23 protein-coding genes are annotated in these 26,288 nt (G+C 67.6%); 9 read left to right on the forward strand and 14 right to left on the reverse strand.

Annotated elements, in window-relative coordinates:
• Nucleotides 1-3: 3 nt before the first annotated feature.
• Both GRI99_RS14055 and GRI99_RS14060 read right to left on the reverse strand, forming a co-directional pair.
• A complete protein-coding gene (locus tag GRI99_RS14055; RefSeq protein WP_160772701.1) occupies nt 4-1,698 on the reverse strand; it encodes an amidohydrolase in 1,695 nt (564 codons plus the stop codon).
• Nucleotides 1,695-2,594 carry an NAD(P)-dependent oxidoreductase gene (locus GRI99_RS14060; protein WP_160772702.1) on the reverse strand — a complete coding sequence of 300 codons (900 nt, stop codon included), beginning with the start codon at nt 2,592-2,594 and terminating at the stop codon, nt 1,695-1,697. Before GRI99_RS14060 ends, GRI99_RS14055 begins: the two co-directional genes overlap by 4 nt.
• A gap of 66 nt (nt 2,595-2,660) precedes the next feature.
• Between GRI99_RS14060 and GRI99_RS14065 the strand changes: the two genes are divergently transcribed.
• From GRI99_RS14065 to GRI99_RS14080, 4 genes are all read left to right on the forward strand, one after another.
• Complete coding sequence (locus GRI99_RS14065) at nt 2,661-3,953, forward strand: threonine ammonia-lyase (protein WP_160772703.1); 1,293 nt, start codon at nt 2,661-2,663, stop codon at nt 3,951-3,953.
• Nucleotides 3,954-4,167: 214 nt separating this feature from the next.
• On the forward strand, nt 4,168-5,028 hold the full coding sequence (locus GRI99_RS14070) for an arginyltransferase (RefSeq protein WP_160772704.1): 861 nt from the start codon (nt 4,168-4,170) through the stop codon (nt 5,026-5,028).
• Nucleotides 5,029-5,035: 7 nt separating this feature from the next.
• The gene (locus GRI99_RS14075) at nt 5,036-7,219 is read left to right on the forward strand and encodes an autotransporter assembly complex protein TamA (protein ID WP_237438360.1); all 2,184 of its coding nucleotides are present in this window, start codon (nt 5,036-5,038) and stop codon (nt 7,217-7,219) included.
• Nucleotides 7,219-11,445 carry a translocation/assembly module TamB domain-containing protein gene (locus GRI99_RS14080; RefSeq protein WP_160772706.1) on the forward strand — a complete coding sequence of 1,409 codons (4,227 nt, stop codon included), beginning with the start codon at nt 7,219-7,221 and terminating at the stop codon, nt 11,443-11,445. The genes GRI99_RS14075 and GRI99_RS14080 overlap by 1 nt, the downstream gene beginning before the upstream one ends.
• Nucleotides 11,446-11,509: 64 nt before the next feature.
• Here GRI99_RS14080 and GRI99_RS14085 read toward each other — a convergent pair whose 3' ends face one another.
• From GRI99_RS14085 to GRI99_RS14120, 8 genes are all read right to left on the reverse strand, one after another.
• Nucleotides 11,510-12,079 carry a fasciclin domain-containing protein gene (locus GRI99_RS14085; RefSeq protein WP_160772707.1) on the reverse strand — a complete coding sequence of 190 codons (570 nt, stop codon included), beginning with the start codon at nt 12,077-12,079 and terminating at the stop codon, nt 11,510-11,512.
• Nucleotides 12,076-13,095: a hypothetical protein gene (locus GRI99_RS14090; RefSeq protein WP_160772708.1), complete on the reverse strand. Its 1,020-nt coding sequence runs from the start codon at nt 13,093-13,095 to the stop codon at nt 12,076-12,078. The genes GRI99_RS14085 and GRI99_RS14090 overlap by 4 nt, the downstream gene beginning before the upstream one ends.
• Before the next feature lie 61 nt (nt 13,096-13,156).
• A complete protein-coding gene (locus GRI99_RS14095; protein ID WP_237438361.1) occupies nt 13,157-13,774 on the reverse strand; it encodes a lysozyme in 618 nt (205 codons plus the stop codon).
• 154 nt (nt 13,775-13,928) lie between these two features.
• A complete protein-coding gene (gene glnA / locus GRI99_RS14100; RefSeq protein ID WP_160772709.1) occupies nt 13,929-15,338 on the reverse strand; it encodes a type I glutamate--ammonia ligase in 1,410 nt (469 codons plus the stop codon).
• Between the two features lie 84 nt (nt 15,339-15,422).
• On the reverse strand, nt 15,423-15,761 hold the full coding sequence (locus GRI99_RS14105) for a P-II family nitrogen regulator (RefSeq protein ID WP_160772888.1): 339 nt from the start codon (nt 15,759-15,761) through the stop codon (nt 15,423-15,425).
• Nucleotides 15,762-16,023: 262 nt separating this feature from the next.
• Entirely contained in the window at nt 16,024-16,950 is a 927-nt protein-coding gene (gene argC / locus GRI99_RS14110; protein WP_160772889.1) for an N-acetyl-gamma-glutamyl-phosphate reductase, read from the reverse strand.
• A gap of 4 nt (nt 16,951-16,954) precedes the next feature.
• Nucleotides 16,955-17,308, reverse strand: coding sequence for an SH3 domain-containing protein (locus GRI99_RS14115; protein WP_237438362.1), 354 nt, complete (start codon nt 17,306-17,308; stop codon nt 16,955-16,957).
• Nucleotides 17,309-17,347: 39 nt separating this feature from the next.
• The gene (locus tag GRI99_RS14120) at nt 17,348-18,730 is read right to left on the reverse strand and encodes a leucyl aminopeptidase family protein (RefSeq protein WP_160772710.1); all 1,383 of its coding nucleotides are present in this window, start codon (nt 18,728-18,730) and stop codon (nt 17,348-17,350) included.
• Between the two features lie 51 nt (nt 18,731-18,781).
• Here GRI99_RS14120 and GRI99_RS14125 point away from each other — a divergent pair, with 51 nt between their 5' ends.
• The 3 genes from GRI99_RS14125 to GRI99_RS14135 all read left to right on the forward strand — a co-directional run bounded on the left by GRI99_RS14125 (nt 18,782) and on the right by GRI99_RS14135 (nt 21,026).
• Nucleotides 18,782-19,606: a DUF4163 domain-containing protein gene (locus GRI99_RS14125; protein ID WP_160772711.1), complete on the forward strand. Its 825-nt coding sequence runs from the start codon at nt 18,782-18,784 to the stop codon at nt 19,604-19,606.
• Between the two features lie 26 nt (nt 19,607-19,632).
• Nucleotides 19,633-20,457: a type I methionyl aminopeptidase gene (map, locus tag GRI99_RS14130; protein WP_160772712.1), complete on the forward strand. Its 825-nt coding sequence runs from the start codon at nt 19,633-19,635 to the stop codon at nt 20,455-20,457.
• 104 nt (nt 20,458-20,561) lie between these two features.
• On the forward strand, nt 20,562-21,026 hold the full coding sequence (locus GRI99_RS14135) for a YybH family protein (RefSeq protein WP_160772713.1): 465 nt from the start codon (nt 20,562-20,564) through the stop codon (nt 21,024-21,026).
• Here GRI99_RS14135 and GRI99_RS14140 read toward each other — a convergent pair.
• Together GRI99_RS14140 and ccmA are read right to left on the reverse strand one after the other, a co-directional pair.
• On the reverse strand, nt 21,023-21,682 hold the full coding sequence (locus tag GRI99_RS14140) for a heme exporter protein CcmB (RefSeq protein ID WP_160772714.1): 660 nt from the start codon (nt 21,680-21,682) through the stop codon (nt 21,023-21,025). The genes GRI99_RS14135 and GRI99_RS14140 overlap by 4 nt on opposite strands.
• Nucleotides 21,679-22,251 (reverse strand): heme ABC exporter ATP-binding protein CcmA, encoded by a 573-nt coding sequence (gene ccmA / locus GRI99_RS14145; RefSeq protein WP_160772715.1) that lies wholly within the window; start codon nt 22,249-22,251, stop codon nt 21,679-21,681. Before ccmA ends, GRI99_RS14140 begins: the two co-directional genes overlap by 4 nt.
• Before the next feature lie 50 nt (nt 22,252-22,301).
• Here ccmA and GRI99_RS14150 point away from each other — a divergent pair, with 50 nt between their 5' ends.
• Complete coding sequence (locus GRI99_RS14150; protein ID WP_160772716.1) at nt 22,302-22,595, forward strand: 4a-hydroxytetrahydrobiopterin dehydratase; 294 nt, start codon at nt 22,302-22,304, stop codon at nt 22,593-22,595.
• Here the strand turns inward: GRI99_RS14150 and GRI99_RS14155 are convergent.
• Both GRI99_RS14155 and GRI99_RS14160 read right to left on the reverse strand, forming a co-directional pair.
• Nucleotides 22,592-23,401: an SDR family oxidoreductase gene (locus GRI99_RS14155; RefSeq protein WP_160772717.1), complete on the reverse strand. Its 810-nt coding sequence runs from the start codon at nt 23,399-23,401 to the stop codon at nt 22,592-22,594. The two genes, GRI99_RS14150 and GRI99_RS14155, sit on opposite strands and share 4 nt — an antisense overlap.
• 26 nt (nt 23,402-23,427) lie before the next feature.
• On the reverse strand, nt 23,428-25,362 hold the full coding sequence (locus tag GRI99_RS14160) for a S9 family peptidase (protein ID WP_160772718.1): 1,935 nt from the start codon (nt 25,360-25,362) through the stop codon (nt 23,428-23,430).
• Nucleotides 25,363-25,771: 409 nt separating this feature from the next.
• Here GRI99_RS14160 and GRI99_RS14165 point away from each other — a divergent pair, with 409 nt between their 5' ends.
• On the forward strand, nt 25,772-26,281 hold the full coding sequence (locus GRI99_RS14165; protein WP_160772719.1) for an Arm DNA-binding domain-containing protein: 510 nt from the start codon (nt 25,772-25,774) through the stop codon (nt 26,279-26,281).
• Nucleotides 26,282-26,288 lie beyond the last annotated feature (7 nt).

Consider the following 26,288-nt stretch of genomic DNA (forward strand, 5'->3'; position numbering starts at 1 on the left):
CGGCTATTCCGCTTCGCCTTCGGGCCGCTGCGCCGGCCTCTCGTTATCCCACACCCGCACCCCACCGATGAAGGTCTGCCGCACGCGCATGGTGCGCAGGTCTGCCGCGCTGGCAGTCAGCGGGTCGCCGTCGAGCACCACGAAATCGGCCCGCTCGCCCACGGCCAGGGTGCCGAAGCGCCCTTCCGCGAAACCCGCATAGGCGCCGCCTGCGGTATAGGCCGCCAGTGCTGCCTCGCGGCTGATCGCTTCCTGCGGTTGCCAGCCGCCTTGCGGCTCGCCGTCTGACCCTGTGCGGCTGATCGCTGCGGCAATCCCAGCCAGCGGATCGGCCACTTCCACGGGCGCATCCGAGCCAAAAGCCAGCGGTGCGCCGGCGGCCATTATGCTGCGCCAGGCATAGGCCCCGGCCAGCCGGTCAGGCCCCAGCCGTGCCTCGGCCATCAGCCGGTCGCTGGACTGGTGGATGGGCTGCATAGAGGCAATGGTGCCGTGGCGGGCAAACAGCGGCACATCGGCGGGATCGACTACCTGCGCGTGTTCGATCCGCCAGCGCCGGTCACCCGTGAAGTCCATCGCCAGCTGGTCTATAGCATCCAGCGCATCGGCATTGGCGGCATCGCCGATGGCGTGGATCGCCACTTGGAACCCGTCCATCGCAGCGCGGACCATGGAATTCCTGAGCTGCGTGCCATCCAGCACCGGCAGGCCGCGATTGCCACGATCATCGGTATAGTCGGCTTTAAGCAGCGCCCCGCGCGATCCCAGCGCGCCATCCAGCCACAGCTTCACGCCGTTGAGGCGCAGCCGGTCGTTATACAGCCAGGAGGTGGGGCCAGTGCCGCCGATCAGCAGTATGGCGGGCACGCCGTCGGCATAGGCCATGATGCGCAGGCGTAGCGCGCCCGCGTCTCCGGCACGGCGGAAGGTCATCCAGTCTTCCACGCTGGTGCCCATGTCGGCGACGGCGGTGACCCCGTGGCGCAGGAATTCCTCCTCGGCCTCCCACAGCGCTACATTGCGATCACTGGCGCGGGGCGGGGGAACCCTGTCAGTGACCAGCGCCATCGCGTTGTCCACCAGCACCCCGGCGGGCGCGCGCGAGCCGGCCCCCGTACCACCGACGCGCACGATGCGGCCTCCGGCAGGATCGGGTGTCTGTGCGGTGATGTTGGCGGCGGCCAGCGCCGCGCTGCTGGCCCAGACCGCATGCCCGTCGGCCCGTTCGAGCACGATCGGGCGGCCACCGGACACGGTGTCAAGCTCGGCGGCGGTGGGCAGGCGGCCAAGGCCCCAGGTCACCTCGTTCCAGCCGCGCCCCACCAGCCAGGGGTTGTTGGGGTTGGCGGCGGCATAGGCGGCCACCAGCGCCAGCGCCTCGTCCAGACTGCGAGTTTCGCTGAGGTCCAGCGTCAGCTTGGAAAGGCCAAGTGCCATCACGTGGGCGTGGCTGTCGATGAAGCCGGGGACTACCGTGGCCCCGTTCAGGTCCTCGTAGAAATCGATCTCGCCCCGGGGCCGGTCGCCGAAGTCGAGCAGTTGCACCACCCGGCCTTCTTCATCCACCACCATGCCGGAGAAGCGGTCCACCCGCCCCTGCCGGTCGATCGACATGCCGCGCAGGTTGTCGAAATGGGTCTCGGCCAGCGCCGGGCCGGTGAGGAGCAGGGCAACCGATGCCAGCAGGCCGCGTTTCATCCGGCCACCCTGGGAATATGGCGCACCAGGGCAGAGGTATCCTGCCGCCCGCCGCCCATGGCCTGCACTGTTTCGTAAAATCCGTCCACCAGCGCGGCAACGGGCATGGCAAGGCCGTGTTCCCCGGCTTCGGCCAGGGCAATCGCCAGGTCCTTCCTCATCCAGTCGATGGCGAAGCCGAAGTCGAACTCGTCGCGCGCCATCGTGGTCCAGCGATTGTCCATCTGCCAGCTTTGCGCCGCGCCGCCGCCGATGGCTTCCAGCACCTTGCCGGTATCAAGGCCGCTCGCCTGCGCCAGCCGCAGCCCTTCGCTGAGGCCCGCCAGGGTTCCGGCGATGCACACCTGGTTGACCGCCTTCGCGCCCTGGCCTGCGCCCGCCGGACCGAGATGAACGATCCGCGCGGCATAGGCCTGCATCACCGGCAGGGCCGCCGCCACGGCTGCTTCAGTCCCGCCGCACATCACCGCCAACTTGCCGTTCTCGGCACCCGCCTGGCCGCCGGAGACGGGGGCATCGACCGCCAGCACGCCGTGTGCTTCCGCTTCAACGGCAATGCGCCGGGCCATGGCCGGGCTGATCGTGGTGTGATCGACCAGCAGGGTGCCCGGCGCCATCAGCGCCAGCGCACCCCGATCGCCCAGCAGCACGCCGGCCACGTCCTGATCGTTACCAAGGCAGCTCAGCACCATGTCGGCCCCGCGCACCGCAACTGCCATGCTTTCGACCATCCGCAGGTGCAGCCCTTCGCCGGCAAAGCGGTCCAGCCATGCCTGCCCCCGTTCCGGAGAGCGGTTCCAGCTGGTTACGCGATGGCCGGCGCGGGCCAGGTGCGCGGCCATCGGCCCGCCCATCACGCCCAGGCCCAGGAAGGCGATGGTCTTGCAGTCGGTCATGCCCCGCCTCCTGCCCGTTCCCCTGCGGCTTGGCAATGTGCGCCATTGTGCGCTAGGCGGCATGGCATGACCGAGACGCTGACCAAACCGCTCACCCTGACCCTGGCCGACGTGCAGGCTGCGGCGGGGCGAATTGCCGGCGCGGTGGTCCGCACCCCCACGATGCGCAGCGAAACGCTGAGCCGCATCACCGGGGCCGAGGTGTACCTGAAGTTCGAGAACCACCAGTTCACCGCCGCCTACAAGGAGCGCGGCGCGCTTAACGCCCTGCTGCACCTGACGCCGGAACAGCGCGCCAAGGGCGTGATCGCGGCCAGCGCGGGCAACCATTCGCAGGGCCTCAGCTATCACGGCACCCGGCTGGGCGTGCCGGTGACCATCGTCATGCCCAAGACCACGCCCACGGTGAAAATCATGCAGACCGAGGCGGTCGGCGGCAAGGTGATCCTGGAAGGCGAGAGCTTCGACGAGGCCTATGCCTATGCCCGCAGCATGGAGGCGCAACTGGGCCTGACGCTGGTGCCCCCGTTCGATGATCCGCTGGTGGCGGCCGGGCAGGGCACCGTGGCGCTGGAGATGCTGGAGGACGAGCCCGATCTCGACATCCTGATGGTTCCCGTCGGCGGCGGCGGGCTGATCTCCGGCGTGGCCGTCGCGGCCAAGGGGCTGAAGCCCGCGATCAAGATCATCGGCGTGCAGACGGCCGAGTTCCCCGCTTTCTACACCCTGATGACGGGCAAGAAGGTGGACTCGCGCCAGGTAACCCTGGCCGAGGGCATCGCGGTGAAGGAACCGGGCATGTTCACCCGCGGCGTGGTGCTGGACGTGGTCGACGAGATCCGCATCGTGTCCGAAAACTTCATCGAGGAAGCGATCTCGTTGCTGCTCGATATCGAAAAGACCGTGGTCGAAGGGGCCGGCGCAGTGGGGCTGGCGGCCCTGCTGCCCACCAACGATGGCACCCGCAAGCGGACCGAGTTCAAGGGCAAGAAAGTCGGCATCATCCTGACCGGCGGCAACATCGACCAGCGCTTCCTGGCCAACGTGATCCTGCGCAACCTGGTCCGTTCGGGCCGGATCGGCCGTGTCAGCGTGCTGCTGGACGACCGCGCGGGGGCCTTGAGCCGGATCGCGCAGATTTTCACCGATCACAACGCCAACATCATCGAGGTGACGCACCAGCGCATTTTCGGCAACCTGTCGGCCAAGAGCACGCAGACCGACATCGAGTTCGAGGTGCGCGACCGCGCGGCCCGCGACCGGCTGTTCGAGGCGCTGGAGCGGGCGGGCTACAAGTTCGACGTGATCACCCTGCAGGGCAACAAGGGCCAGCGCTTCACCCGCAGCAACGGCGACTAGGGACTGCCAAGCGCTAATCCGGCCAATCGCTAATTCCGCTTGCCGCATCTGCCCCGTTTCGGGGCGGGCAGGCCGCGCTTTTCCCCTGCCTTGTGCAAAATAATCCTGACCTTGCGACAAATCGTGGTTAAGATTGTTTCAATGGACGAATCCGCAAGGCATACCTGCGGATGTCCACATACGGATCAACCCCTAGACGAAGGATCGAGGACAGGTGACGGCACCCGTACGATTCCCCCGCTTCTTCGTGACCGCGCCCGCGCCGTGCCCCTATCTGCCGGGCAAGACGGAGCGGAAGGTCTTTACCGAGCTGAAGGGCCCGCACGCGGACCAACTGCACGATGCCCTCAGCCGCATCGGCTTCCGCCGCAGCCAGACGGTGGCCTATCGCCCCTCGTGCATCGATTGCCGCGCCTGCGTGTCCGTCCGCGTGGTGGCGGGGGAGTTTGCGCCCTCCACCAGCCAGCGCCGGACCATGCGCGCCCACGCCGGCCTGATCGTCAGCGAATGCCGCCCCTGGGCCACGGGGGAACAATTTGCCCTGCTGCAGAAATATCTCGCCAGGCGCCACCCCGGCGGGGGCATGGCCGCCATGGACGAAGTCGATTTTGCCGACATGGTGGAACACACTTCGGTTTCCAGCTTTGTTGTTGAATATCGGGAACCTGATGCCGATGGCAGGCCCGGGCGGCTGGTCGCTGCCTGCCTGACCGACCGGCAGTCTGACGGGCTTTCGATGATCTACAGCTTTTACGACCCTGACTACGGCCAGGATCAGGGGGCACGGGGTGGACTTGGCAGTTTCGTTATCCTGGATCACATCCGCCAGGCTGTCGCCGCAGGGCTGCCCTTTGTTTACCTGGGTTACTGGGTCGCCGGTTCGCCGCGCATGCAGTACAAGGTCCGCTATCGCCCGCTCGAACAGCTCGGCCCCGATGGCTGGAGCCGTATGAGCAATGAGGAGCAGGCCGCCCATATTGCCCAGGTCACTGCAAGCGCGGTGGCGCGGCCCGGTGCCGACGGCCTTTCCAAGGACGGTACGCCTGGCGGGCAGGACCAGTACAAGTTCGCCTGACCGCTCGTTGCGTTTCTCCCATCCAGCCCGGAAAGTCGCGCTCTGCCTGTCGCTGGTGCTGGCGCTGCACGCCCCGCTGGCGGCGCAGGACCTTGATTCCTCGGACGAGCTGGAAGCCCTGATCCCCGATAGCGCGGTGACAGACCCCGATGCCTGGGCCGCCCAGGGAGCCGGCGAGGATCTGGCGGATACCGAGGAGGAAGCAGAAGCGCTCGACGCCGCGGCCGAGGCCGAGTTCCAGGCGCTGGAGCAATCGCTTGAGCGCGGCGAGGACGGTGCCCTGGCGCTGGACGATCCCGCCGGGCTGGACCTGCCGGCCGTTGCCGAAGTGGAGCCGGAGGATCCGGTGGAGTTCGTCACCTTCGACGATGTGATCCGCCCGATTCCGCCCGGCAGCGAGGTGCGCCTGTCCGACGAGCTAGTGTTGGTCTTCCCCACGGAGAACGCGCTGTTCCCGGTGCGTGACGAGTTCATCGACCGGTTCCGCAAGCTCTCGTCCGTGGCCGATCTTGACGATGACGGCAGCCAGGCCCTGCTGGCCGCGCAAGCCCGCGCCGACGAGGAGCTGCTGCAGCGGATGCTGCGCGTCTATGGCTATTTCGATGCCCAGGTGATCCGCTCGGTCACGCTGCCCGAAGCAGGGGAAAGCGCCGATCCCACCCGCGCCGTGGCCCGGTTCGACGTGATCCCGGGCCCGCGCTACACCGTGGGCAACGTGGACATGGGCCGCGTGGACGAGGCGATCGGGGAAGATCCCGCGGCCCTGCGCGCAGCCTACAAGGTCAAGCCGGGTGACCTGCTTTCCATCGATGCCATCGCCGATGGCCGTTACCTGGTGGACATCGAGCTGGGCGAGCGCGGCTATCCCTTCGCCACCATCGACGAGCCCAGCTTGCTGGTCGACCACGCCCGCGAGGCAGGCGATGTGACCCTGCCAGTGACGCCGGGCGGGCGCTTTGTCTTCGGCACGGTCACCAGCAACGACGAGGGTTTCCTGTCCGGCCACCACCTGGCCGATATTGCCCGCTTCCAGCCGGGCGACCTCTACCAGCGCAGTCTGGACATGGACCTGCGCCGCGCCATCCTGGCCACCGGGCTGGTGGGCACGGTTGAACTGACCCCGGTCGTGGTGGCCGAGCCGCAAGGCGACCAGCCGGGCACGGTGGACATGGCCGTGGCGCTCACCCGCGCGCCGGTGCGCACTGTGCAGGGCTCGCTCGGCTATGGCAGCCAGGAGGGCTTCCGCGCGGCGGCAAGCTGGGAGCACCGCAACCTGTTCCCGCCCGAGGGCATGCTGCGCGTGCGCGGGGTGGCGGGCACGCAGGAGCAGTTGGCCGGCGCCACCGTGCGGTTCAACAATTTCCGGGGCCGCGACCGGGTGCTGACCCTTGATGCCTATGCCAGCAACATGGACAACGATGCCTTCGATGCCGAGACGGCCAGCCTGATCGCTACCTACGAACAGCTCAGCACCCTGCTGTTCCAGCGCGAGATTTCCTATGGCACCGGGCTGGAGCTGGTGGTGACCAACGAGCGCGACAACCGCACGCGCATCGCCCCGGGCAATGCCCCCCGCGAAACCTACCTGATCGCCGCGCTGCCCAGCTATGCCCAGTGGGACACCAGCGACGACCTGCTGGACCCCACCGAAGGCTTCCGCCTGCGCGCGGCGCTGTCGCCCGAATACTCGCGGTTTGACGATACCAATTCGTTCTACCTCAAGAGCCAGTTCGACCTGTCCTACTACCTGGCCATGGGCGAGGACGTGGTACTGGCCGCGCGCGGGCGGCTGGGGGCAATCTACGGTGCGGACTTGGCCAGCATCGCGCCTTCGCGCCGGTTCTATGCCGGCGGCGGCGGATCGGTGCGCGGCTATGGCTATCGCGCCATCGGCCCGCGCGATGAACTGGGTGAGCCCAATGGCGGCCGCTCGCTGGTGGAACTCTCGGTCGAGGCGCGGGTACGCACCGGGCTGTTCGACAATTCCCTGTCGGTTGTACCGTTCTTCGACATTGGCAGCGTGGCGCGCAGCTCCACGCCCGATTTACAGGCGCTGCGCATGGGGGCGGGCGTGGGCGTGCGCTATCACACCGGCTTCGGCCCAATCCGGCTTGACGTTGGCGTGCCGCTGAACCGCCAGCCGGGCGACGCGCCGGTGGCGGTTTACGTGGCGCTGGGCCAGGCATTCTGATGGCGGACGAGACGCTCCCCCCCACCGAACCGGCAGCCGAGGGGCCCCCGCAGCCGCGCAGGGCCGGCCCTGCGCGGCTGGCGCTGCGCTGGCTGGGGCGGCTGGTCTTCCTGCTGGTGGCGGTCATCCTGGGCTTTGTCGCCTTCCTCCACACTCCGCCGGGGCGGCAGATGCTGGTGGACCAGATCACCGCCTATGCTCCCGCGTCGGGCTTGCAGGTGGAAGTTGGGGACATCGAGGGCTCGATCCTGTGGAGCGCCACGCTGAAAGACGTGAAGCTGCGCGATGCCGATGGCGTCCTGTTTGCCGAAGTTCCCCGCGTGGAACTGGGCTGGCGGCCGTGGAAGTGGTTCATCTGGGGGCTGGACGTGCGCCACCTGGTGTTGTCCGGCGGATCGCTGCACAAGATCCCGCGCTTCGTGCCGGGCGATCCCGAGGCGCCGATCCTGCCCGATTTTCCCATCCGCATCAGCCGGCTGGTGGTGGAGGATATGCAGGTCGATCCCGGCCTGCTGGATGATCGCGCCCACACCATCCAGGTGCTGGCGGAAGTGGAAATCCTTGATGGCGAGGCGCACGTGGAAGCGCGCGGTGACGTTGGCGGGATGGACCGGCTGGCCCTGCTGCTCGATGCCGAGCCCGATGCCGACCGGTTCGACCTGGACCTTGACCTGACCGCGCCCGCCGGGGGCCTGTTCGCCACGATGGGTGGGTTCGACCAAGACCTGGTGCTGGATATCGGCGGTCAGGGTGGCTGGTCCAACTGGCAGGGGCGGATGACCGGCCAGCTTGGCGGTGCGCCGCTGGTCAATGCGCAACTGACCGCGCGCGAAGGGCTCTATCGCCTGGCCGGCACGGTGTTTCCGGGCGACCTGGTGGAAGGCGTGGGTGCCCGCGCGCTGGGCCGCGAGGTTGGCGTGGAGGCCGAAGGCACGCTAGCCAGCGGGGTTGTCACCGGCAGCCTCGCCATCGACGGGGCGGGGCTGGACCTCAGCGGCCAGGGCGGGATCGACCTGACCGACAAGGAATGGCACGCACTCCGGCTGGTCGCCGAAGTGCAGGACCCGGAGCTGTTCGGCCCCGGCCTGCAGTTGCGCGATGCGCGGGCGGAGATGTTCCTTGACGGGCCGTTCAACGCGCTGCGCGTGCCGCACAGCCTGACCGTGGGCCGCCTGCAGGCGGGTGACGTGGTGCTGGCCAACCTGACGCAGCGCGGTGTGCTCACGTCCGTCAACGGGCAGTTGCGCCTGCCACTGGCCGCCCGTGTCGCCCGCGTCACCAGCGGAAATACCCTGGCGGACGAGCGGCTTGTAGCGGGCACGCTGACCGGCGCGGTGCTGTATGACATGGACAGCGGGGCCATCTCCTCGCGCGAGCTGGACCTGCGCTTCCCCGACCTTACCGCCCGGCTGGCGCTGGCGGGCAACACCTCCACCGGCAGTGTGCGCCTGACCGGGCCGGTCAATGCCCGCGCCTTTGCCCTGGCCGATGTCGGCCTGGTCAGCGGCACGGCGCGGATTGATGCCGCACTGGGCGGCGGGCGGCCGTGGACCCTGCGCGCAGAGCTGGATGGCCAGATTGCGCGCGTGGCCAATGCCACCATCGCCAACCTGGCGGGCGAGACGATCCGCTTTGCCGGTGGCCTGTCGCTGGGGCAGGACCGCCCGGTGCTGGTGCAGGGCATGCGGATCAACGCGGCGAAGCTGCAGGCGCAACTGGACGGGGAATTGCGCGGTGCGGTGACCGAGCTGTCCGGCAGCGGGCGGCAGGCGGATTACGGCGCTTTCACCTTCACCGCCACCTTGTCGGGTGACGGGCCGCGCGCGCGCCTGGTTCTGGCCGATCCCTATCCGCCAGCGGGCCTGAAGGACGTGGCACTGGAGATCGAGCCGGAAGGCGATGGCTTTGCCATTGCTACCCAGGGCCAATCGCTGCTGGGGCCGTTCAATGGCCAGCTTGGCCTGGTCGCGCCCGCGGGCGGGCCGACGCGGATCACCATCGAGCGGCTGGAGGTTGCCGCAACGCAGGTGACCGGCCAGCTTGCCCTGGTTACCGGCGGGGTCAACGGCGCGCTCACCTTTGCCGGTGGCGGGGTGGACGGGCGGGTGAACCTGGCCGTGCGCCCCGAAGGACAGGGTTTCGACAGCGACCTGACCGTGCGCGATGCGCGCTTCGGCGGGTCCACCCCGCTGACCATCGCCAGCGCCGATGTGGACCTATCGGGCTATCTCGCCGGCCCCGCCTCGCGTGCGGAAGGCACCGTGCGGGCGCAGGGCATCGGTTATGGCACGCTTTTCATCGGCCGCTTTGCCGCCAATGCCACGATGGAGGGCGAGCAGGGCCATATCGATGCCGCACTGGCCGGCCGGCGCGGCAGCCGGTTCGAACTGCTGCTCAATGCCGATGCCAGCGCGTCCCGCGTGGCCGTGGCCGCGCGGGGATCGCTGGCGGGCGAGGCGATCACCATGCCGCGCCGCGCCGTGCTGCTGGCGCAGGATGACGGGAGCTGGCTGCTCGAACGCTCGCAGATCAATTACGCCGGCGGGTTGCTGGTGGCCGAAGGGCGCTTTGGCGGCCCGAACCCCGCCACGGCACGGCTGGCGCTGAACGGCATGCCACTGAGCGTACTTGATGCCGTGGGGGCCGACCTGGGGCTGGGGGGGCGCATTTCCGGCATCGTCGACATGGGCGCAGACGCCTCTGGCCTGCCCACGGGCGAGGCGCGGGTGCTGGTGGATGGCCTGACAAGGTCCGGCCTGGTGCTTGCCTCGCGCCCGCTGGACCTGGCCGCCGTGGTGCGGCTCACCCCCGATGCCCTCAGCGCCCGCGCGGTGATGCGCGGCGGGGAAGGGGCAGGGGGCCGCCTCAACGCCAGCGTCACCGGCCTGCCGCAGGCGGGCGCGCTGGGCGAGCGGCTCTATCGGGGCGTGTTGGCGGGCACGTTGACCTATGACGGGCCGGCAGAATCACTGTGGCGGCTGGCGGCAGTCGACCTGATCGACATTTCCGGTCCGCTGCGGGTCAGCGCACGGCTGCGCGGATCGCTGGCCGAACCCAGCCTCACCGGCTCGCTCGCCGGCGATGACCTGCGGGTGCAGAGCCAGCTCACCGGCAGCGACGTGAGCGACGTGACCCTGCGCGGCCGCTTCCGCGACAGCCGCCTGCAACTGGCCAGTTTCGCCGGCACAACGGCCAATGGCGGGCGGGTGAGCGGCAGCGGCTCGCTGGACCTGTCGGGCATCACCCGCCAGCGTGGCCCCGCCATCGACATGCGGCTGGCAGCGACCAATGCCCGCATCCTGCAACTGCCGGGAATGGGGGCCACGGTCACCGGCCCGATCCGCATCGTGTCCGACGGGGTGGGCGGCACCATTGCCGGCCGCCTGCTGGTGCGCCGCGCGGAATGGCTGCTGGGCCAGGCGGAAGAGACGGTGGACCTGCCCGACATCGCCATTACCGAAGTCAACCGCCCGCTCGATACCGCGCCCCCGGCGCGCGTGGCGCGGCCGTGGCGCTACCTGATCGATGCCACCGCGCCGGGGGGAATCGAGGTGGACGGGATGGGGCTGGACAGCGAATGGTCGGGCGCCGTCCGCCTGCGCGGCACCACCGCCGATCCGCGCATCGGCGGCACCGTGCGGATCGTGCCGCGCCAGGGGTTCTATTCCTTCGCCGGCAACCGCTTCGATATCACCCGCGGGGTCATTTCGTTCGACGAGAACGCGCCGATCGATCCGCGCGTGGACATCCTGGCGGAAAGCGACGATTCGGGCCTCAACATCCAGGTCACCGTGCGCGGCCCTGCCAGCCGGGCCGACATTGCCTTTGCATCCACGCCTGCCCTGCCGGAGGAGGAACTGCTTTCGCGCCTGCTGTTCGGCGGCTCCATCACCGAGATTTCCCCCACCGATGCGCTGCAACTGGGCGCGGCGCTCAGCAGCTTGCGCGGTGGCGGCGGCGGGCTTGATACGATCAACCGCCTGCGCACGGCGATCGGGCTGGATCGCCTGCGCATCCTGCCGGCCGACCGGGCGCTGGACCGGGGCACGGCGGTGGCGCTGGGCAAGAACCTTGGCCGCAAGTTCTATGTCGAGATTGTGACCGACGGGCAGGGCTATAACGCCACCGAGCTGGAGTTCCGCGTAACCCGCTGGCTGAGCCTGCTGGCAGCGGTGGATACCGTGGGCCGTGGCCGGGGCGAGGCCGTGGTGAGCTACGATTATTGAGGCATAGGAAAAGGGCGCTGCGGGCCGGGTTCCCGCAGCGCCCCTGCTGTAACCGCAATGCCGGTCAGAGGGTCTTGAGCAGCCCGTCCACTGGCATCACCACGCCGTTGCCACCCTGCCTGCCGGGGCCGCCGATGGTGGCGCTGGCCCCGTCTGCGGCCGACACCGTCACCGTCTCGCCCGATCGGGTGAAGGTCAGCGGGGTCTGCGCCATGGTCTGCATGGTCACCTGGCCATCCTCGCTGGCGTCGATGGCCCTGGTGATGTCGTCCAGCGTCACGAAGCCGGGCAACAGGTGGCCGCGCAGCAGCGCCGCCATCGCCGGATTGTCCGCCGCCGTGGCGCCCTGCTCGGGGTCGAGCGCGCCCATGGCCGTATCGGTGGGGGCCAGCAGCGTATAGCTGGGGGCAGCGTCGAGCACGTCCTCCAGCCCGGTGCGGTCGACCAGTTCCGCTGTGCGCGACAGGGCGGGATCATCATCCAGCAGGTCGCTCACGGTCTCGTCGGCCGATACGTCCAGCACCGTGTCTTCGGCTGCCGGTTCGGTGTCCGTGCAGGCACCCAGCAGCAGCAGGGCGGGGGCGGCCAGCGCCAGGGCCAGCACCCGGCCCCTGGGGTTCAGCCGCGCGCTCATGCCAGCAACTCGATCGCGGTGCGGATGAGCTGCGTGGTCGGGTCCACCTCGTACACGTAGCCGTCGGAATAGCGGTACCAGGCGTCATCGGTGTCATAATACCGGTCGCGGTAATCGTACGGCACGTTGTACACGTCATAGCCGGTCGGCAGGGGCGATCCGACGGTGAACTCGTCCCCCGTCAGCAGGGCGGCGATCGAGGAGATCAGCGAGGTCTGCGGGTCAACCCGGTAGACCACGTTATCTGCATAGCGATAGGACGGTCCCAGCCCGTAATAGTCGGCATAATAGGGGTCGAGCCGGTCATAGCCATACGACTGAGGCCAGGGATTGCCCACCGCCAGCGCGCCGCCCAGCAGGGGGATGAAGCCGCTGATCAGCCCGCCATCGCCCAGGCGCAGCAGGTAGCCATTGTCGTAGCGGTAGTAGCCGCTGTCATAGCGCGGCAGGCCCCACCATCCCAGGTCATAGCGGTCGCGCACCAGCCAATTGGTCTTGCGCGCCTGGCCCGGGGGCTGGCAGCCGTTGTTCTTGGCGGCAAGACCCGGCGGGCAGCCGTCGAGCGCGCCGACGTAGCGGACTGGCGCGCGGTCCGGGCCACGATCATCGCGCACGATGTAGCGCAGCGGCGGTTCGCGCCAGTCCCGGTTGTCCGGGCCGCGGTTGTTGCGGTCGCGGGTCACGGCACGGTTGCCGGGCCCGGCGCGGTCGTAGCCGCGGGCCATGGCGACGGGCGCCCGCTCGTTGCCGCGCTGCTCGCGCATGGCCCCGGGATTGTCGTTGCCGCGATTGGCCGGCGGCCCGTTGTCGCGGGCGGCGGCCTGCCTGGCTTGGCCCTGGTTGCCGCGTTCCTCGTGCTGGGCGGTAGGTGCGCGGTCAGGCCGTTCGGCAGCGGGGCGGCCCCCACCATTGCCGTTGCCGCCGCCATTGCCATTCCCGTTGCCGCCGCCCGGCTGGGCCATCGCGCCCGAGGCGGCGAGGGCTAGCGCGGCCACTCCTGTCAGCATCCATTTCATCGACTGTCTCCTTTGCAGGAGACAACCGGTGGCGGCACCCGGGGTTCCGCCCGCTGCCTGCCTAGCTGCCGGCCTGGTAGAGTTCCGCTTCGGCCGCCCGGCGCCGCACCAGCCCCGGCAGCACCTTGCCCCCGGCGCGCACCCAGCGGGCAAACTCGCGCGCCGCCCCTGCGTGGTCGCCCGCTATATGCCTGCGGGTGAGCGAGGCGCGGGCGACGGCCCCGGTGTTGTAGTGGAAGCTGGTCAGGGCATCGAACTGGGCCTGCGTCGCGGGCGCGCCGGCCAGCACCCGGGATACATCGGCGGCATAGCGCTTGAGGTCCGCCTCAAGCCGGGCATCGCACTGTGCGCCGGTCCAAACGGTGCCCGGGCCGATCCGCGCGCCGGGGGTGGGGGCGAAGCGGTCCGGCCCGGTGGCGCCCCAGCCGATGGTCCACGGCGCGCCGCCGGTGCCGGGATCGGGATAGGCGGCATAGCGCCCGTCCGGCCGCCGCCGCGCGCAGCCTTCGAAACGCTTGATCAGCGCCACACCCACCGGGCTGACGCGAGGTGGGGAACTGGCGGCATCGGGGGCGGCGTAAAGCCGGGCAAGTTCGCGCTCCAGCGCCTGCTGTTCGGCGGCGGCAAGCGGGCGACCGAGCAAGCGGTCGAGCATCTGGGCAAAGGGGTTGGCAGCCATGGGGCATGTCTCCTGCGGGTAAAGCAGCCGCAGGCAAGGCACAGAATGGGGCCTGTAGGAAAGCCCTGTCAGGCTGAAGGGGTATCGCTGGGAATCAGAAAAAGGGCGCCCGGATCGCTCCGGACGCCCTTTTTCGTTGCTACGAGACCTGTGCTTACAGGCTGTAGTACATGTCGAATTCGACCGGGCTGGGAGCCATTTCCCAGCGGTACACTTCCGGCCACTTCAGTTCGATGTAGGCTTCGATCTGGTCCTTGGTGAACACGCCGCCCTTCAGCAGGAAGTCGTGATCGGCTTCCAGCGAGTTCAGGGCTTCACGCAGGCTGCCGCAAACCGTGGGGACCTGGGCCAGTTCTTCCGGCGGCAGGTCGTACAGGTTCTTGTCCATCGCATCGCCCGGGTGGATCTTGTTCTGGATGCCGTCCAGACCAGCCATCAGCAGCGCGGCATAGCACAGGTAGGGGTTGGCCATCGCGTCGGGGAAGCGGAATTCCACGCGCTTGGACTTCTCGCCCGAGCCATAGGGGATGCGGCACGAGGCCGAGCGGTTACGGGCCGAATAGGCCAGCAGCACGGGGGCTTCGAAGCCCGGCACCAGGCGCTTGTAGCTGTTGGTGGTCGGGTTGGTGAAGGCGTTCAGGGCCTTGGCGTGCTTGATGACGCCGCCGATGAAATACAGGCAGTTGGTGGACAGGCCCGCATACTCGTTGCCGGCGAAGGTCGGCTTGCCGTTTTCCCAGATCGAGATGTGGGTGTGCATGCCGCTGCCGTTATCGTCCTTGATCGGCTTGGGCATGAAGGTGGCCGTCTTGCCATAGGCATGGGCGACCTGCTGCACGACATACTTGTAGACCTGCATGCGGTCGGCGGTCTGCGTCAGGGTGCCGAAGGTCAGGCCCAGTTCGTGCTGCGCGGCAGCCACTTCGTGGTGGTGCTTGTCGCACGGCAGGCCCATTTCCAGCATGGTCGAAACCATCTCGGCGCGGATGTCCACGCAGCTGTCCACCGGGGCAACGGGGAAATAGCCACCCTTGGCGCGCGGGCGGTGGGCCAGGTTGCCGGCATCGTATTCCTTGCCGGTGTTGGTCGGCAGCTCGATGTCGTCGATCGCATAGCCCGAGCCGGCGTAGCCGTTCTCGAAGCGCACGTCGTCGAACATGAAGAATTCGGCTTCCGGGCCGACGTAGACGGTGTCACCCACGCCGGTGGTCTTGACATAGGCTTCGGCGCGCTTGGCGGTCGAGCGCGGGTCGCGGGCGTAGAGTTCGCCGGTCGACGGCTCGACGATGTCGCAGCAGATGATCATCATCGGGGTGGCGCTGAACGGATCGATGTACACGGCATCGAGGTCCGGCTTCAGGATCATGTCGCTCTCGTTGATGGCCTTCCAGCCTTCGATCGACGAACCGTCGAACATCAGGCCTTCTTCCAGCTCGTCTTCGCCCAGAACGCCGGCGCACATGGTCAGGTGCTGCCACTTGCCCTTGGGATCGGTGAAACGCAGATCGACCCATTCGATCTCCTCGTCCTTGATGCGCTTCACGATTTTTGCTGCACTCGACATGGTTTATCCTTCCTTGATCAGAATTGGTCGTGTGTTCGGTGGCGGCGGCCGGAAAAATTGCGGCTTCCGGTCGCCCGAAGATTGTCAGATGGCGGCGTCATCCTGCTCGCCGGTGCGGATGCGCAGGGCGGTCTGGATGTCGGACACGAAGATCTTGCCGTCGCCGATGCGGCCGGTCTTGGCGGCGCCGGCAATGGCTTCCACCACGGCATCGGCCTGGGCATCGGGCACGACCACTTCCAGCTTCACCTTGGGCAGGAAGTCGACCACGTATTCGGCCCCGCGATAAAGCTCGGTATGGCCCTTCTGGCGGCCGAAGCCCTTGGCCTCGGTCACGGTGATGCCGGAAACGCCCACTTCGTGCAGCGCGTCCTTCACCTCGTCCAGCTTGAACGGCTTGATGATCGCTTCGATTTTCTTCACGTCGGTCCCGTCACTTGTAGAATGATAGCGGCTGGAAGCCGGTACCATGCCCCTGTGGCCAGAGGCGGATTTCCTGTTCCCGCAACGGGTATCAAGAATCATGCCAATGTCCGGTTTGAGGGACTAGACCAGTGCAGGGCCGCCGGAAAGGGCGGATTCGCAAGAATGGAATCATTTTGGACCTTGGCGGGAAACATTTTGTCCGCCAGTCAAGTAAAAAGTTGCTTAAAAATGCAGCAGGCCTGCCTAAAAAACAGGCAGGTTAGATGGCCAGTCCCTGGTCTTGCGGCAGGCCTGCCATCAGGTTGAGGCTCTGCACGGCCGCCCCGCTGGCCCCCTTGCCCAGGTTGTCGAGCATCGCCAGCAGGCGCGCCTGCGACCCGCCGGCATTGGGCAGTACGTAAAGCTGCATAGTATCGCTGGGGGCCATCGACCGGCGCAGCAGCAGTTCGCCGCTGGCGGGCGCCTCGGCCACACTGACCACCGGGCTGGCCGCGTAGAACTGCGCCAGGCAGTCAAGCAGGGCAGGCGGGCTGGCGGCACCGGGCATGGCGGCCAGGTGCAGAGGAATTTCCACCACCATGCCGCGATGGGCAGGGATCACTGCGGGCGTGAACAGCGGGGGCAGGGTGAGGCCGCACTGGGCCTGCATTTCGGGCACGTGCTTGTGGCCCAGTGCCAGGGCATAGCCGCGCCAGGCAATGTCCTGGTCAGCCTCGAACCGCTCGATCAGCGCCTTGCCGCCGCCCGAATAGCCGCTGACCGCGTTGCAGCTATAGGGCCAGTCAGCCGGCAGCAGGCCGGCGCGAATCAGCGGGGCGAGCAGGGCGATGAAGCCGGTGGAATAGCAGCCGGGGTTGGACACGCGGGCCGCGTTGGCCACTGCCTCCAGCCCGCTGATCTCGGGGAAGCCATAAACCCAGCCGGGCGCCACGCGGTGCGCGGTGGAGGCATCGATGATGCGTACCTTGCTGCCTTCAGCCAGCGATACGGCCTCGCGCGCGGCATCGTCATGCAGGCACAGCACGGCGAAGTCCGCCGCGTGAAGCGCTTCCTGGCGGGCGGCGGGATCCTTGCGGCGGGCATTGTCGAGCACGATCAGCCCGAATTCGCTGCGCCCCGCCAGCCGGTCGGCGATCTCCAGGCCGGTGGTGCCGGCGGCTCCGTCGATGAATACCGAATGCGCCACCGCGTCAGACCACCGCTTCCAGCCGGTCCTTGTGGACATAGCCCACCGGCCCATGCAGCGACAGGCAGCCCCAGGCCCACTGGCCGGTAATGTCGAGCAGTTCGAAGCTGTCGCCTTCCAGCAGCACGCACAGCTCCTCCGCATCCTCGCGCGGGGCGGCCAGCAACGGCGCACCGCCGGGCATCACGGTGCGCGGCTGGGGCACGGCATAATGGGGCACGAAATAGCGGCCGGCGAGGCCGATATGCGCCAGGTCCCCGCGCAGGGGCACGGTCCGCTCGTCCGGGCGCACGACCGGGCCGGCCAGGCAGAACGGCCCTTGCGTGTGACTGCTGAGAGTGGTGTCCCCTGTGCTCATGACCGGGCGCTTAGACAAGCCGACACGGGAGGGCAAGCATCAGCCATAGCGCGCCTTCAGCATCTGGAAGGTGGCGCGCAGGCCCAGCGCCGCGCCGCCCTTGGGTCGACCGGGCTTGGCCGCTGGCCGCCAGGCAAAGGTATCGAAGTGCGCCCAGTCCACCCCGTCGGCAATGAAGCGGTCGAGGAAGCTGGCCGCCACGCTGGCCCCGGCAAAGCCGTTGCTGGGGGAATTGTTGAGGTCGGCCACATCGCTCTTCAGCCATTCGCCATAGGGCGCGTGCAGTGGCAGGCGCCAGCACGGATCGTCCACCTCCTGCCCGGCGGCCAGCAGTTCGTTGGCGGTCCCGTCGCGCCGGGTGAACAGGGCGGGCAGGTCAGGCCCCACGGCCACGCGGGCGGCCCCCGTCAGGGTGGCGAAATCGACCACCAGTTCGGGATCGTGCTCGCAGGCATAGGCCAGGGCGTCGCCCAGGATCAGCCGCCCTTCGGCATCGGTATTGCCGATCTCCACGGTCAGGCCCTTGCGGCTGGAAAGGATGTCGCCCGGGCGGAAGGCGTTGCCGGCAATGGCGTTTTCCACGCAGGGCAGCAGGCAGTGCAGGCGCACCTTCAGGCCGCTGCCCATGATCAGGCCAGCCAGCGCCAGGGCATGGGCCGCGCCGCCCATGTCCTTCTTCATCAGCAGCATCCCGGCAGCAGGCTTGATGTCCAGCCCGCCCGAATCGAAGGCGACGCCCTTGCCCACGATGGCCAGGCGCGGGTGGCTGTCATCGCCCCAGGTGAATTCCACCAGGCGCGGGGCATGCTGGCGCGCGGCGGCGCGGCCCACGGCGTGGATCATTGGAAAGCCGGTGGCCAGCGCATCGCCGCGAACGACATTCAGGGCCGCGCCATGGGCATTGGCCAGCTTCCTGGCCTCGGCCTCGATCGCCTCGGGCCCCATGTCTTCGGCTGGGGTGTTGACCATGTCGGCCACCAGCGCCTCGGCCCGGGCCAGGGCGATCGTTGCGGGGATGCGGCCGACGTCACCCGTCAGCAGCACACGCGGGCCTTCGGCATTCTCGTCCTTGCGATAGCGGTCGAAGGCATATTGCGCGCGCAGCCAGCCGAACAGGGCCGGGCCGGGCTGGGCTCCGTGCAGCCGATAGGTGTTGGCGGGCAGCACTTCGGCCAGCTTGGCCAGACACCAGCTGGATAGTTCCGCCGGATCGGCCACCCCGCCAAGGGCAAACCAGCCATCGCCATCGGTCACGATGGCCACCTGATAGCCCGCCCCGGTAAACTTCTGCCCGGCCAGGCTGGCCCGCTGCGGGGCGCTGAGCGAGCGGGCGAACGCCTCGTAGCCTTCCTTGTTGACGAGATGGATCGCCATGGCATTTTGCCCGCGATCCGGCTGGATTAGATCATCATTTGCGCTCATAAGCGCGATCATTGCCCGTTGCGGCACGGTTTGGGAAGGCAATGACGTTTCATGCGCAAGGTTAGTCCGGCTCTGGCACTGGTCCTGCTGCTGGCTGCCTGCGACCCGACCGATCCCCAGCCCCAGGCAAGCTCCACTCCCACGCCTTCGGCCAGTGCCAGCGCGAGCGCAGCCCCCGCCAGCGGTGCGCGCAGCGTGGAGGAGGAGACGGACGATTTCCTGTTCGCCTATGCCTATCCGGCGCAGGCGGGCAACATCGCCCCGCTGGCCCGCCTGCTGGATTCCAGGGCGGACCGGCTGCGTGCCCAGCTTGCGGAGCAGAGCGCGCAAGGCCGGGCCGATGCCCGCAGCAACGGCTTCCCGTTCAACAAGTATTCCAGCAGCGTCACCTGGGAAGTGGTGGCGGAAACCCCGGACTACCTCAGCCTGTCGGCGGAACTCACCAGCTATACCGGCGGGGCCCACGGCAATTACGGCTTCGATTCGCTGGTGTGGGACAAGCAGGGCGAGCGGGTGCTGCAGGTGGGCGAATTCTTCACCTCGCTGGCCGCGCTGGAGGAGGTGGTGGGGGAAGACCTGTGCGACCTGCTCAACGCCGAGCGGGCCAAGCGCCGCGGCCCGGACGCGGCGGAGAACCAGGCCATTGCCGGCATCGAGCCGGACGATCCCTTCAACCAGTGCGTGCCGCTGAGCGATACCACGCTGCTGCTCGGCTCCACCAATGGCTCCAAGTTCAACCGCATCGGGGTGCAGATCGGACCTTACGTGGCCGGACCCTATGCGGAAGGCAGCTGGGAATTTACCCTGCCGGTGACGGCGGAAGTGCTGGCCACGGTGGCGCCTGAATTCCGCGATGCCTTCGCGGCTCGCAATTGAGCGCGGCAATCGCTAAGTAGCCCGCCATGGTCGAATATCAGCACGTAACCTCCGACATGTCCGTCTATCGCGACGGCACCATCAAGCTTCACGGGCCGGAAGGCTTCGACGGGATGCGCAAGGCCGGCCGGCTGGCCGCCGAGATCCTGGATGAGCTGACCACCTTCATCGTCCCCGGCGTGACCACTGCCGCCATCGACGACATGGTGAGGGGCATGATGCTGGACGCCGGATCGGTGCCCGCCACCCTGGGCTATCGAGGCTACACCCATTCCTGCTGCACCAGCATCAACCACGTGATCTGCCACGGCATCCCGGGTGAAAAGGTGCTGAAGAGCGGCGACATCATCAATGTGGACGTGACCCCGCTGGTCGATGGCTGGCACGGCGATACCAGCCGCATGTATCTGGTGGGTGACGTGCCGCTTAAGGCGCGCCGGCTGGTGGAAGTGACCTACGAGTGCCTGATGATCGGCGTGGACATGGCCAAGCCCGGCGTGCGCATCGGCGATATTGCCGCCGCCATCCAGGCCCATGCCGAAAACCACCGCTATGGCGTGGTGCGCGAGTTCTGCGGCCACGGCCTGGGCCGCCTGTTCCACGATGCCCCCGAAGTGGTTCACGCCGGCCGCGCGGGGACGGGACCGGAACTGAAGGAAGGCATGTTCCTGACCATCGAGCCGATGATCAACCTGGGCAAGCCCCCCGCCAAGATGCTGAGCGACGGCTGGACTGCGGTGACGCGCGACAAGAGCCTGAGCGCGCAGTTCGAGCATTCGATCGGGATTACCGCGACCGGGCGGGAAATCTTTACCGAGAGTCCGAAGGGGCTGCACAAGCCGCCTTATTGACTGCCATCAATGCCGCGCCCTGGCCGACGCCTATCCTGATGGTGCAGGACAGGGCCGGCTGCTGAGCTTTCCTTTGGTCCTGCAGGATCAATGGGAGAGCAGTCATGGTATTTCGTCAGCTTGCAGCGGCCTTCGTCCCCGCCCTCGCTCTTGCCGGGCTGGCCTTGCCGGGCGTCGCAACGGCGCAGGACGCACCCCAATCGCAGGCGCAAATCCAGGAACTCGCCAACCGCTGGACCGCGGCCTACAACTCGGTGGACGTGCCGGCTCTGGAAGCGCTCTACGCCGATGACGCAGAACTCTACATCCACCAGGAAGGCCGCTTCATGGGGCGCGGAGCGATCGGCGATTACTGGGCGGCTGACATGGGCCGTTCCAACCCGATCACCGTGCTGAACGTGACCGATTCGGTCGTGGACCGGGAGATGTTGCTGGTCCACGGCAACTATCAGGTGTTGGATCGCAACAGCGGTATCCCGCTGGGTAGTGGGCGCTTTGCCCATATCTGGGTGCTGGACGAGGAAGGCTGGGTGCTCGATCGCGACATCTGGGTCGACCTCAGTCGCTAACCCTCCCGCGCTGCCCTGATCGCCGCCCCGCCCGCAAACGGGGCAATCGCCACCAGCACCAGGCTGATTGCGGCGGTCAGGGCAAGGCCGCCTTCGCCGCCCGTGCTGAGCGAACCCGCGCCAAAGATCAGCAGCGGCACGGCCAGCGGCACCATCAGCAGGCCGCTCAGCGCCGCGCCGCCACTTTTCAGGCCCACGGTCACGCTGGCGATGATCACGCCGATGGCGGCGAGACCGGGCGTGCCTGCCAGCAGGCCCAGTTCCACGATCCGCAGCGTCTCGCCATCGATCCCCACCAGCGCGCTGGCGGGCAGGGCGGCCAGCAGCAGGAACGGCCCGAAGCTGAGCCAGTGGGCCAGCAGGCGCACGGCCACCACCAGTTCTTCCGACAGGCCACGCAGGGCCCACTGGTCGAACATGCCGCGCTCCACGTCAGCCGCCAGCAGCCGTTCCAGCGGCAGGATCGCGGCCAGCAGCGCGCCGACCCACAGCACGCCGCCGCCGCTCGCCGCCAGCAGGGTGGGGTTGGGGCCGACCGCGAAGGGATAAAGCATGGCCACGGCCAGGAAGAACAGCACCGGCAGCAGCGATCCGCCACCGCGCCCGCCGGGCAGCAGGGTCGCGAGATCGCGCTTGAGGAGCGTCCACAGCGTCATGCGGCGTAGTCTGCCAGGTCGAGGCGCTGGAGGCCGGGAAGCGTAAACGGCTGGTGGCTGGCAATCACCGCCATACCTCCGCCGACGCAATGCTCGCCCACCAGTGCCTCCACCAGCGCCACGCCGTGGGTGTCGAGACCATTGAGCGGCTCGTCCAGCAGCCAGATCGGCGCGTCCTGACCAATCAGGCGGGCGAGGGCGGCGCGCTTCCTCTGGCCGGTGGAGAGATAGCGCACCGGCACGTCGATCAGGGTGGCCAAGCCAAGGCGCTCAAGCGGGGCGGCGCCTTTGTCCAATGCCCCCCAGAAAGCCAGCGCCGCGCCCAGCGGCTGGTGCTCGTCCAGCGCCGGCCGCTCGTCCACCAGCGCCAGTTGGCCGGACCGTTCAACGCTCCCGGCGAAGGGCCGCAGCAGCCCGGCGAGGAGGCGGATCAGGCTGGACTTGCCCATGCCGTTGGGGCCGGCCACCTGCAGCGCCTGACCGCTGGAAAGCTCCAGAGATAGCCGCGCGAACAGCAGCCGCTCGCCACGGCGGCAGGCAAGATCGGTCGCGGTGAGGCGGGGTTCCATGGGGCGCTGCGTTAGGGCAGAGTGCGGCACACGACAAGCAGAGGGCGCGCATGGGCAGGGTTGCGGAACTGACGGTCGAGGAACGCGCGGCCGCTCTGGCTGAGCTGCCCCTCTGGAATCTGCGCGAAGATGGTGCGGCAATCACCCGCCAGTTTAGGTTCAAGGATTTTGCACAAGCCTGGGCGTTCATGGGCAAGGTCGCCGCGCTGGCCGAGGCGCAGGACCACCACCCGGAATGGAGCAACGTCTACAACCGGGTGGAAATTACGCTGACCACCCATGATGCGGGCGGCCTGAGCGCAAGGGATGTGCGACTGGCAAAGGCGGTTGACGCGATTGCTTAGCGACCCTCGCTGCTGTCGTGCGCCTCGGCCAGCAGGCGTGCCCGCTTGCGCAGGAGGTTGGGCATCCACTTGGCCACGCGGCGCATTTTCTTCGCGGTCTTGCCGATAATGCGATGCACCTTGTCCTCGTGGATCGAGCGCCAGGCTTCGAAAGCCACGAATTCGACCGGGGTGAATTCCAGCCCGGCGGCCACCACGGCATCGCGGATCGGGGTGTTGCGGCTGCGGTTGGGCGGGTTCATCAGCAGGGGCGTATCGATGAAGCTGGGCATCAGGCTGCGCACCCTGATGCCTTCGTCAGCCCACTCCGCTTCCAGGCTTTCGGTCAGCGACTTCACGCCCGCCTTGGTTGCGCCATAGACGCTCTGGTTGGCCATGCCGTAAAGCGCGGCGGCGCTGGCGGTGTTGATCAGGGCGCTGCCCGGCGCAGCGGCCTTCAGGTGAGGGTAGGCCGCCATTGCCCCGTAGAACACGCCTTTCAGGTTCACGTCGATCAGCCGGTCCAGTTCCTCCACCGTGATCTCGCGCAGGGGACCACCGGCGGGGAGACCTGCGTTGTTGGCCATCACGTCGATCCGACCGGCCGTGGCGGCGAATTCGGCCAGAACCGTGTCCCACGCGGGCGCATCGATCACGTCGAGGCGGTAGGCCGCGCTCATCCCCGCAGGCAGCAGGGCTTGCGTTTCCGCCATGCCCGCCACGTTGAGGTCGGCCAGTCCCACGAACCAGCCTTCTGCTGCAAACCGCTGGGCAATGGCCCGGCCGATGCCGCTGGCGCCGCCGGTGATGAAGATCGACTTTCGCATGGCGACTCTCCCCTTTTCGGGAGAGCCTAGCCCAGTCCCTGCACCATGTCCTCACCCGTCAGGATCTGCGCGGTGGACTTGGCCAGCGCCTCCCCCAGCGGTTCGGCGCGCCCGCCCAGCACGGTCGCCAGGAACCCTTCGACCACGGCGTTGAAGGCGATGTTGTTTTCCGGCCGGTGGAAGCCGTGGCCTTCGTCCGGGAACAGCACATAGGTGACCGGGATGCCGTGGCCCTGCATGGCCGCGACGATCTGGTCGCTCTCGCTCTGCTTCACGCGCGGATCGTTGGCCCCCTGGCCGATCAGCAGCGGCTTCACGATCTTGTCTGCCTTGTGGATGGGCGAGCAGTCCTTCAGCAGTTGCAGGCCCTCGGGCGTGGTCGGGTCGCCCATCCGGTCGTGGAACTGCTTGACCATCGGTGCCCAGTAGGGGGGAATGGTTTCCAGCAGCGTTTCGAGGTTTGACGGCCCGACGATGTCGATGCCGCAAGCGAACACGTCGGGCGTGTAGGTGAGGCCAACCAGCGTGGCATAGCCGCCATAGCTGCCGCCCATGATCGCCACCTTGTCGAGGTCCGCGTGGCCCTGCGCCACGGCCCAGTCGACCGCGTCCAGCAGGTCATCGTGCATCGCTTTCGACCATTGCCGATTGCCGGCATTGGTGAAGTGCTTGCCGAAGCCGGTGGAGCCGCGAAAGTTGACCGACAGCACGCCATAGCCGCGGTTGGCCAGCCACTGGTGGGCGCGGTTGAAGCCGTATCCATCGCGCGCCCAGGGGCCGCCGTGAACCAGCAGCACCAGTGGCACCGGATCTTTCGCGTCGGCGGGCAGGGTGAGATAGCCGGGCAGGGTCAGCCCGTCGCGCGCCGGGATTTCCACGCAGGCCATCGGTTGCAGCGGGGCATCTTCCAGCGCCGGCTTGGTGACGTAGAACAGGCTGAGCGAATCCAGCTCGCGGTCGTAGATGAAGCAGCGGATCGGCGCGGTGAGGGGATCGTTCCACACCAGCCACTTGCGGTCGTCATCGGTGCGGCTCATCACCCCGAAATCGCCATCGAGCTGGTCGCGCAGCCAGTCGAGCGAGGCCTTGATGCCGTGGTCGATGCAGTGCCATTCGGTGCGCAGGTAGGTGACGCTCCAGGCCTGCACCTCGCCGGTTTTCGTATGCCGCATGGTGCCCCCGATATCGGCGCGCGGGTCTTCGGCGATCAGGGTGCGGGTGCCGGTGGCCACGTCCTCGGCATAGAGCGCGGCGGTATCGCGGCCCCGGCTGTCCAGCCAGTAGAGCGTGCTGCCATCGGTGGTATAGCCATCGGTGCCGGTGGTCAGGGCATCGTCCATGTCCACCACTTCGCACGGGGTCGGGGCGATCACGCCGTCGGTGATCTGGTGCATGTCGGTGCCGCCGGCCTCGTTCTGGCGGATAGCCCAGCGCAGGGTCAGGCTGTCATCCGCCTCGAACCCGGCCCATTCGTTGTTTTCCAGCACGATGGTGAGGTCGCCGGTCGTCAGGTCCAGCAGCCACACATCGTGCCACATGGGGTCGCGGTTGTTGAGGCCCACCAGCAGCTTGTCGCGGATCGTCTCGGAACTGCCGACCACGCGCACGCGGGTGTTCTCGAACGGGGTCAGGCAGCTTTCCTCCCCGCTCGCCAGGTCCACCTTGTAGAGCAGGTAGTTCTCGTCCCCCGCCTTGTCCTGGATGTAGAGCAGGGCCGAGGAGTCCGGGGCCCAGAAATACTGCGGGATCGGCCGGTCCGTGGCGCGGGTCATGGCGCGGGCCTGGTCCGGCTCGGCATAGGGGGCCAGGAAGACGTTCATCACCCCGTCCAGCGGGGCCATCCAGCTCAGCCACTGCCCATCGGGGCTCAGCTTGCCGCCGCTCTTCTCCGGGTTGCCATACAGCACCTCGCGCGGGATCAGGGGCACGTGGCTTACGAGGTTGGCGGCGGTCCTGGTCATGTGTGCTCCGGTAATGGCGTCCCGGTGAGGGAGGTAGGAAGAGTGGCGCGGAGAGGGAAGGGGCGGTGGCCGCTACAGCGCCGGATTGTCGTAACAATGCTACCGCTCAGGAGGTTGTGTAGAGGCAGACCGATTGATCTGATTGGAAGAAAGATTCGTGCCAGACTTCCCCAAACTGCGCAAAGCTTTCGCTGTCAGCGGTCGGGTCCAATGTCTGCTTTCGGGCCAACACCGCCAGCTTTCGAATGGCGGAAATGGGGGTGGGAAGCGGACATTGCGGAAAACTTGCCCTGCGGCATATTATGCGTGACAACCAGTCATCACTTTGACGCGCTAGCCAAGGAGTCGCCAAGACCGTCCGGTCCAATTGCGTGATTGGCTCGTACACCGCTGGCAGGGATAGTGCTGCATGCAACTAATCGACGCGGATCGGATTCAGCGCATCTGGAGGGAATTGAAAGCCCGATGCTCCGATAACGAAGAAGATCGTGGTATGACCGGACGGCCGCCGGCCTTTCTCTACCCTGCCTGGGAAGAGTACCAGAACTTTGCAGGTTGGGCGCTTGTGTCAGGATACCGCGACGATCTGGTCCTTGGACGGATTGATGAAGAGCGGATTTACGGACCGGACAATTGCCACTGGATTGCGCCCGGAAGGACGAGCGGGACAGGAACGCCATCAAACTTGACGGGCCGCCTTACAGCCGATTCAGTAGAACTTGCGATGCAATGCTCGGTCCCCGAAAAATGGTGGGACGATGATCGCCTGTTCCTGCAGGTCACCAATCGAGGAAAGGGCTATTGGTATGTGCTCATCGAAGTTGGCCGCCGGAAGACAAGGCGCAAAATCGGCGAGTACCCATCGGTTTCCCTGAATGATGCCCGTAAGATCGCTCGGACTCAAACTGTAGACAGGTAGCTAACCC

The organism is Alteraurantiacibacter buctensis (assembly GCF_009827655.1).
GTDB lineage: Bacteria > Pseudomonadota > Alphaproteobacteria > Sphingomonadales > Sphingomonadaceae > Alteraurantiacibacter > Alteraurantiacibacter buctensis.

Bases quoted from the DNA above. Each gene is read 5' to 3' on its own strand.
- GRI99_RS14140 (WP_160772714.1), bottom strand. From the start codon at position 21,682: ATGACGCTGTGGACGCTCCTCAAGCGCGATCTCGCGACCCTGCTGCCC.
- GRI99_RS14060 (WP_160772702.1), bottom strand. From the start codon at position 2,594: ATGACCGACTGCAAGACCATCGCCTTCCTGGGCCTGGGCGTGATGGGC.
- GRI99_RS14095 (WP_237438361.1), bottom strand. From the start codon at position 13,774: ATGGCTGCCAACCCCTTTGCCCAGATGCTCGACCGCTTGCTCGGTCGC.
- GRI99_RS14150 (WP_160772716.1), top strand. From the start codon at position 22,302: ATGGGCAGGGTTGCGGAACTGACGGTCGAGGAACGCGCGGCCGCTCTG.
- GRI99_RS14085 (WP_160772707.1), bottom strand. From the start codon at position 12,079: ATGAGCGCGCGGCTGAACCCCAGGGGCCGGGTGCTGGCCCTGGCGCTG.
- GRI99_RS14155 (WP_160772717.1), bottom strand. From the start codon at position 23,401: ATGCGAAAGTCGATCTTCATCACCGGCGGCGCCAGCGGCATCGGCCGG.
- GRI99_RS14165 (WP_160772719.1), top strand. From the start codon at position 25,772: ATGCAACTAATCGACGCGGATCGGATTCAGCGCATCTGGAGGGAATTG.
- GRI99_RS14055 (WP_160772701.1), bottom strand. From the start codon at position 1,698: ATGAAACGCGGCCTGCTGGCATCGGTTGCCCTGCTCCTCACCGGCCCG.
- GRI99_RS14135 (WP_160772713.1), top strand. From the start codon at position 20,562: ATGGTATTTCGTCAGCTTGCAGCGGCCTTCGTCCCCGCCCTCGCTCTT.
- GRI99_RS14080 (WP_160772706.1), top strand. From the start codon at position 7,219: ATGGCGGACGAGACGCTCCCCCCCACCGAACCGGCAGCCGAGGGGCCC.
- glnA (WP_160772709.1), bottom strand. From the start codon at position 15,338: ATGTCGAGTGCAGCAAAAATCGTGAAGCGCATCAAGGACGAGGAGATC.
- GRI99_RS14125 (WP_160772711.1), top strand. From the start codon at position 18,782: ATGCGCAAGGTTAGTCCGGCTCTGGCACTGGTCCTGCTGCTGGCTGCC.
- GRI99_RS14120 (WP_160772710.1), bottom strand. From the start codon at position 18,730: ATGAGCGCAAATGATGATCTAATCCAGCCGGATCGCGGGCAAAATGCC.
- GRI99_RS14115 (WP_237438362.1), bottom strand. From the start codon at position 17,308: ATGAGCACAGGGGACACCACTCTCAGCAGTCACACGCAAGGGCCGTTC.
- GRI99_RS14065 (WP_160772703.1), top strand. From the start codon at position 2,661: ATGACCGAGACGCTGACCAAACCGCTCACCCTGACCCTGGCCGACGTG.
- map (WP_160772712.1), top strand. From the start codon at position 19,633: ATGGTCGAATATCAGCACGTAACCTCCGACATGTCCGTCTATCGCGAC.
- ccmA (WP_160772715.1), bottom strand. From the start codon at position 22,251: ATGGAACCCCGCCTCACCGCGACCGATCTTGCCTGCCGCCGTGGCGAG.
- GRI99_RS14160 (WP_160772718.1), bottom strand. From the start codon at position 25,362: ATGACCAGGACCGCCGCCAACCTCGTAAGCCACGTGCCCCTGATCCCG.
- GRI99_RS14090 (WP_160772708.1), bottom strand. From the start codon at position 13,095: ATGAAATGGATGCTGACAGGAGTGGCCGCGCTAGCCCTCGCCGCCTCG.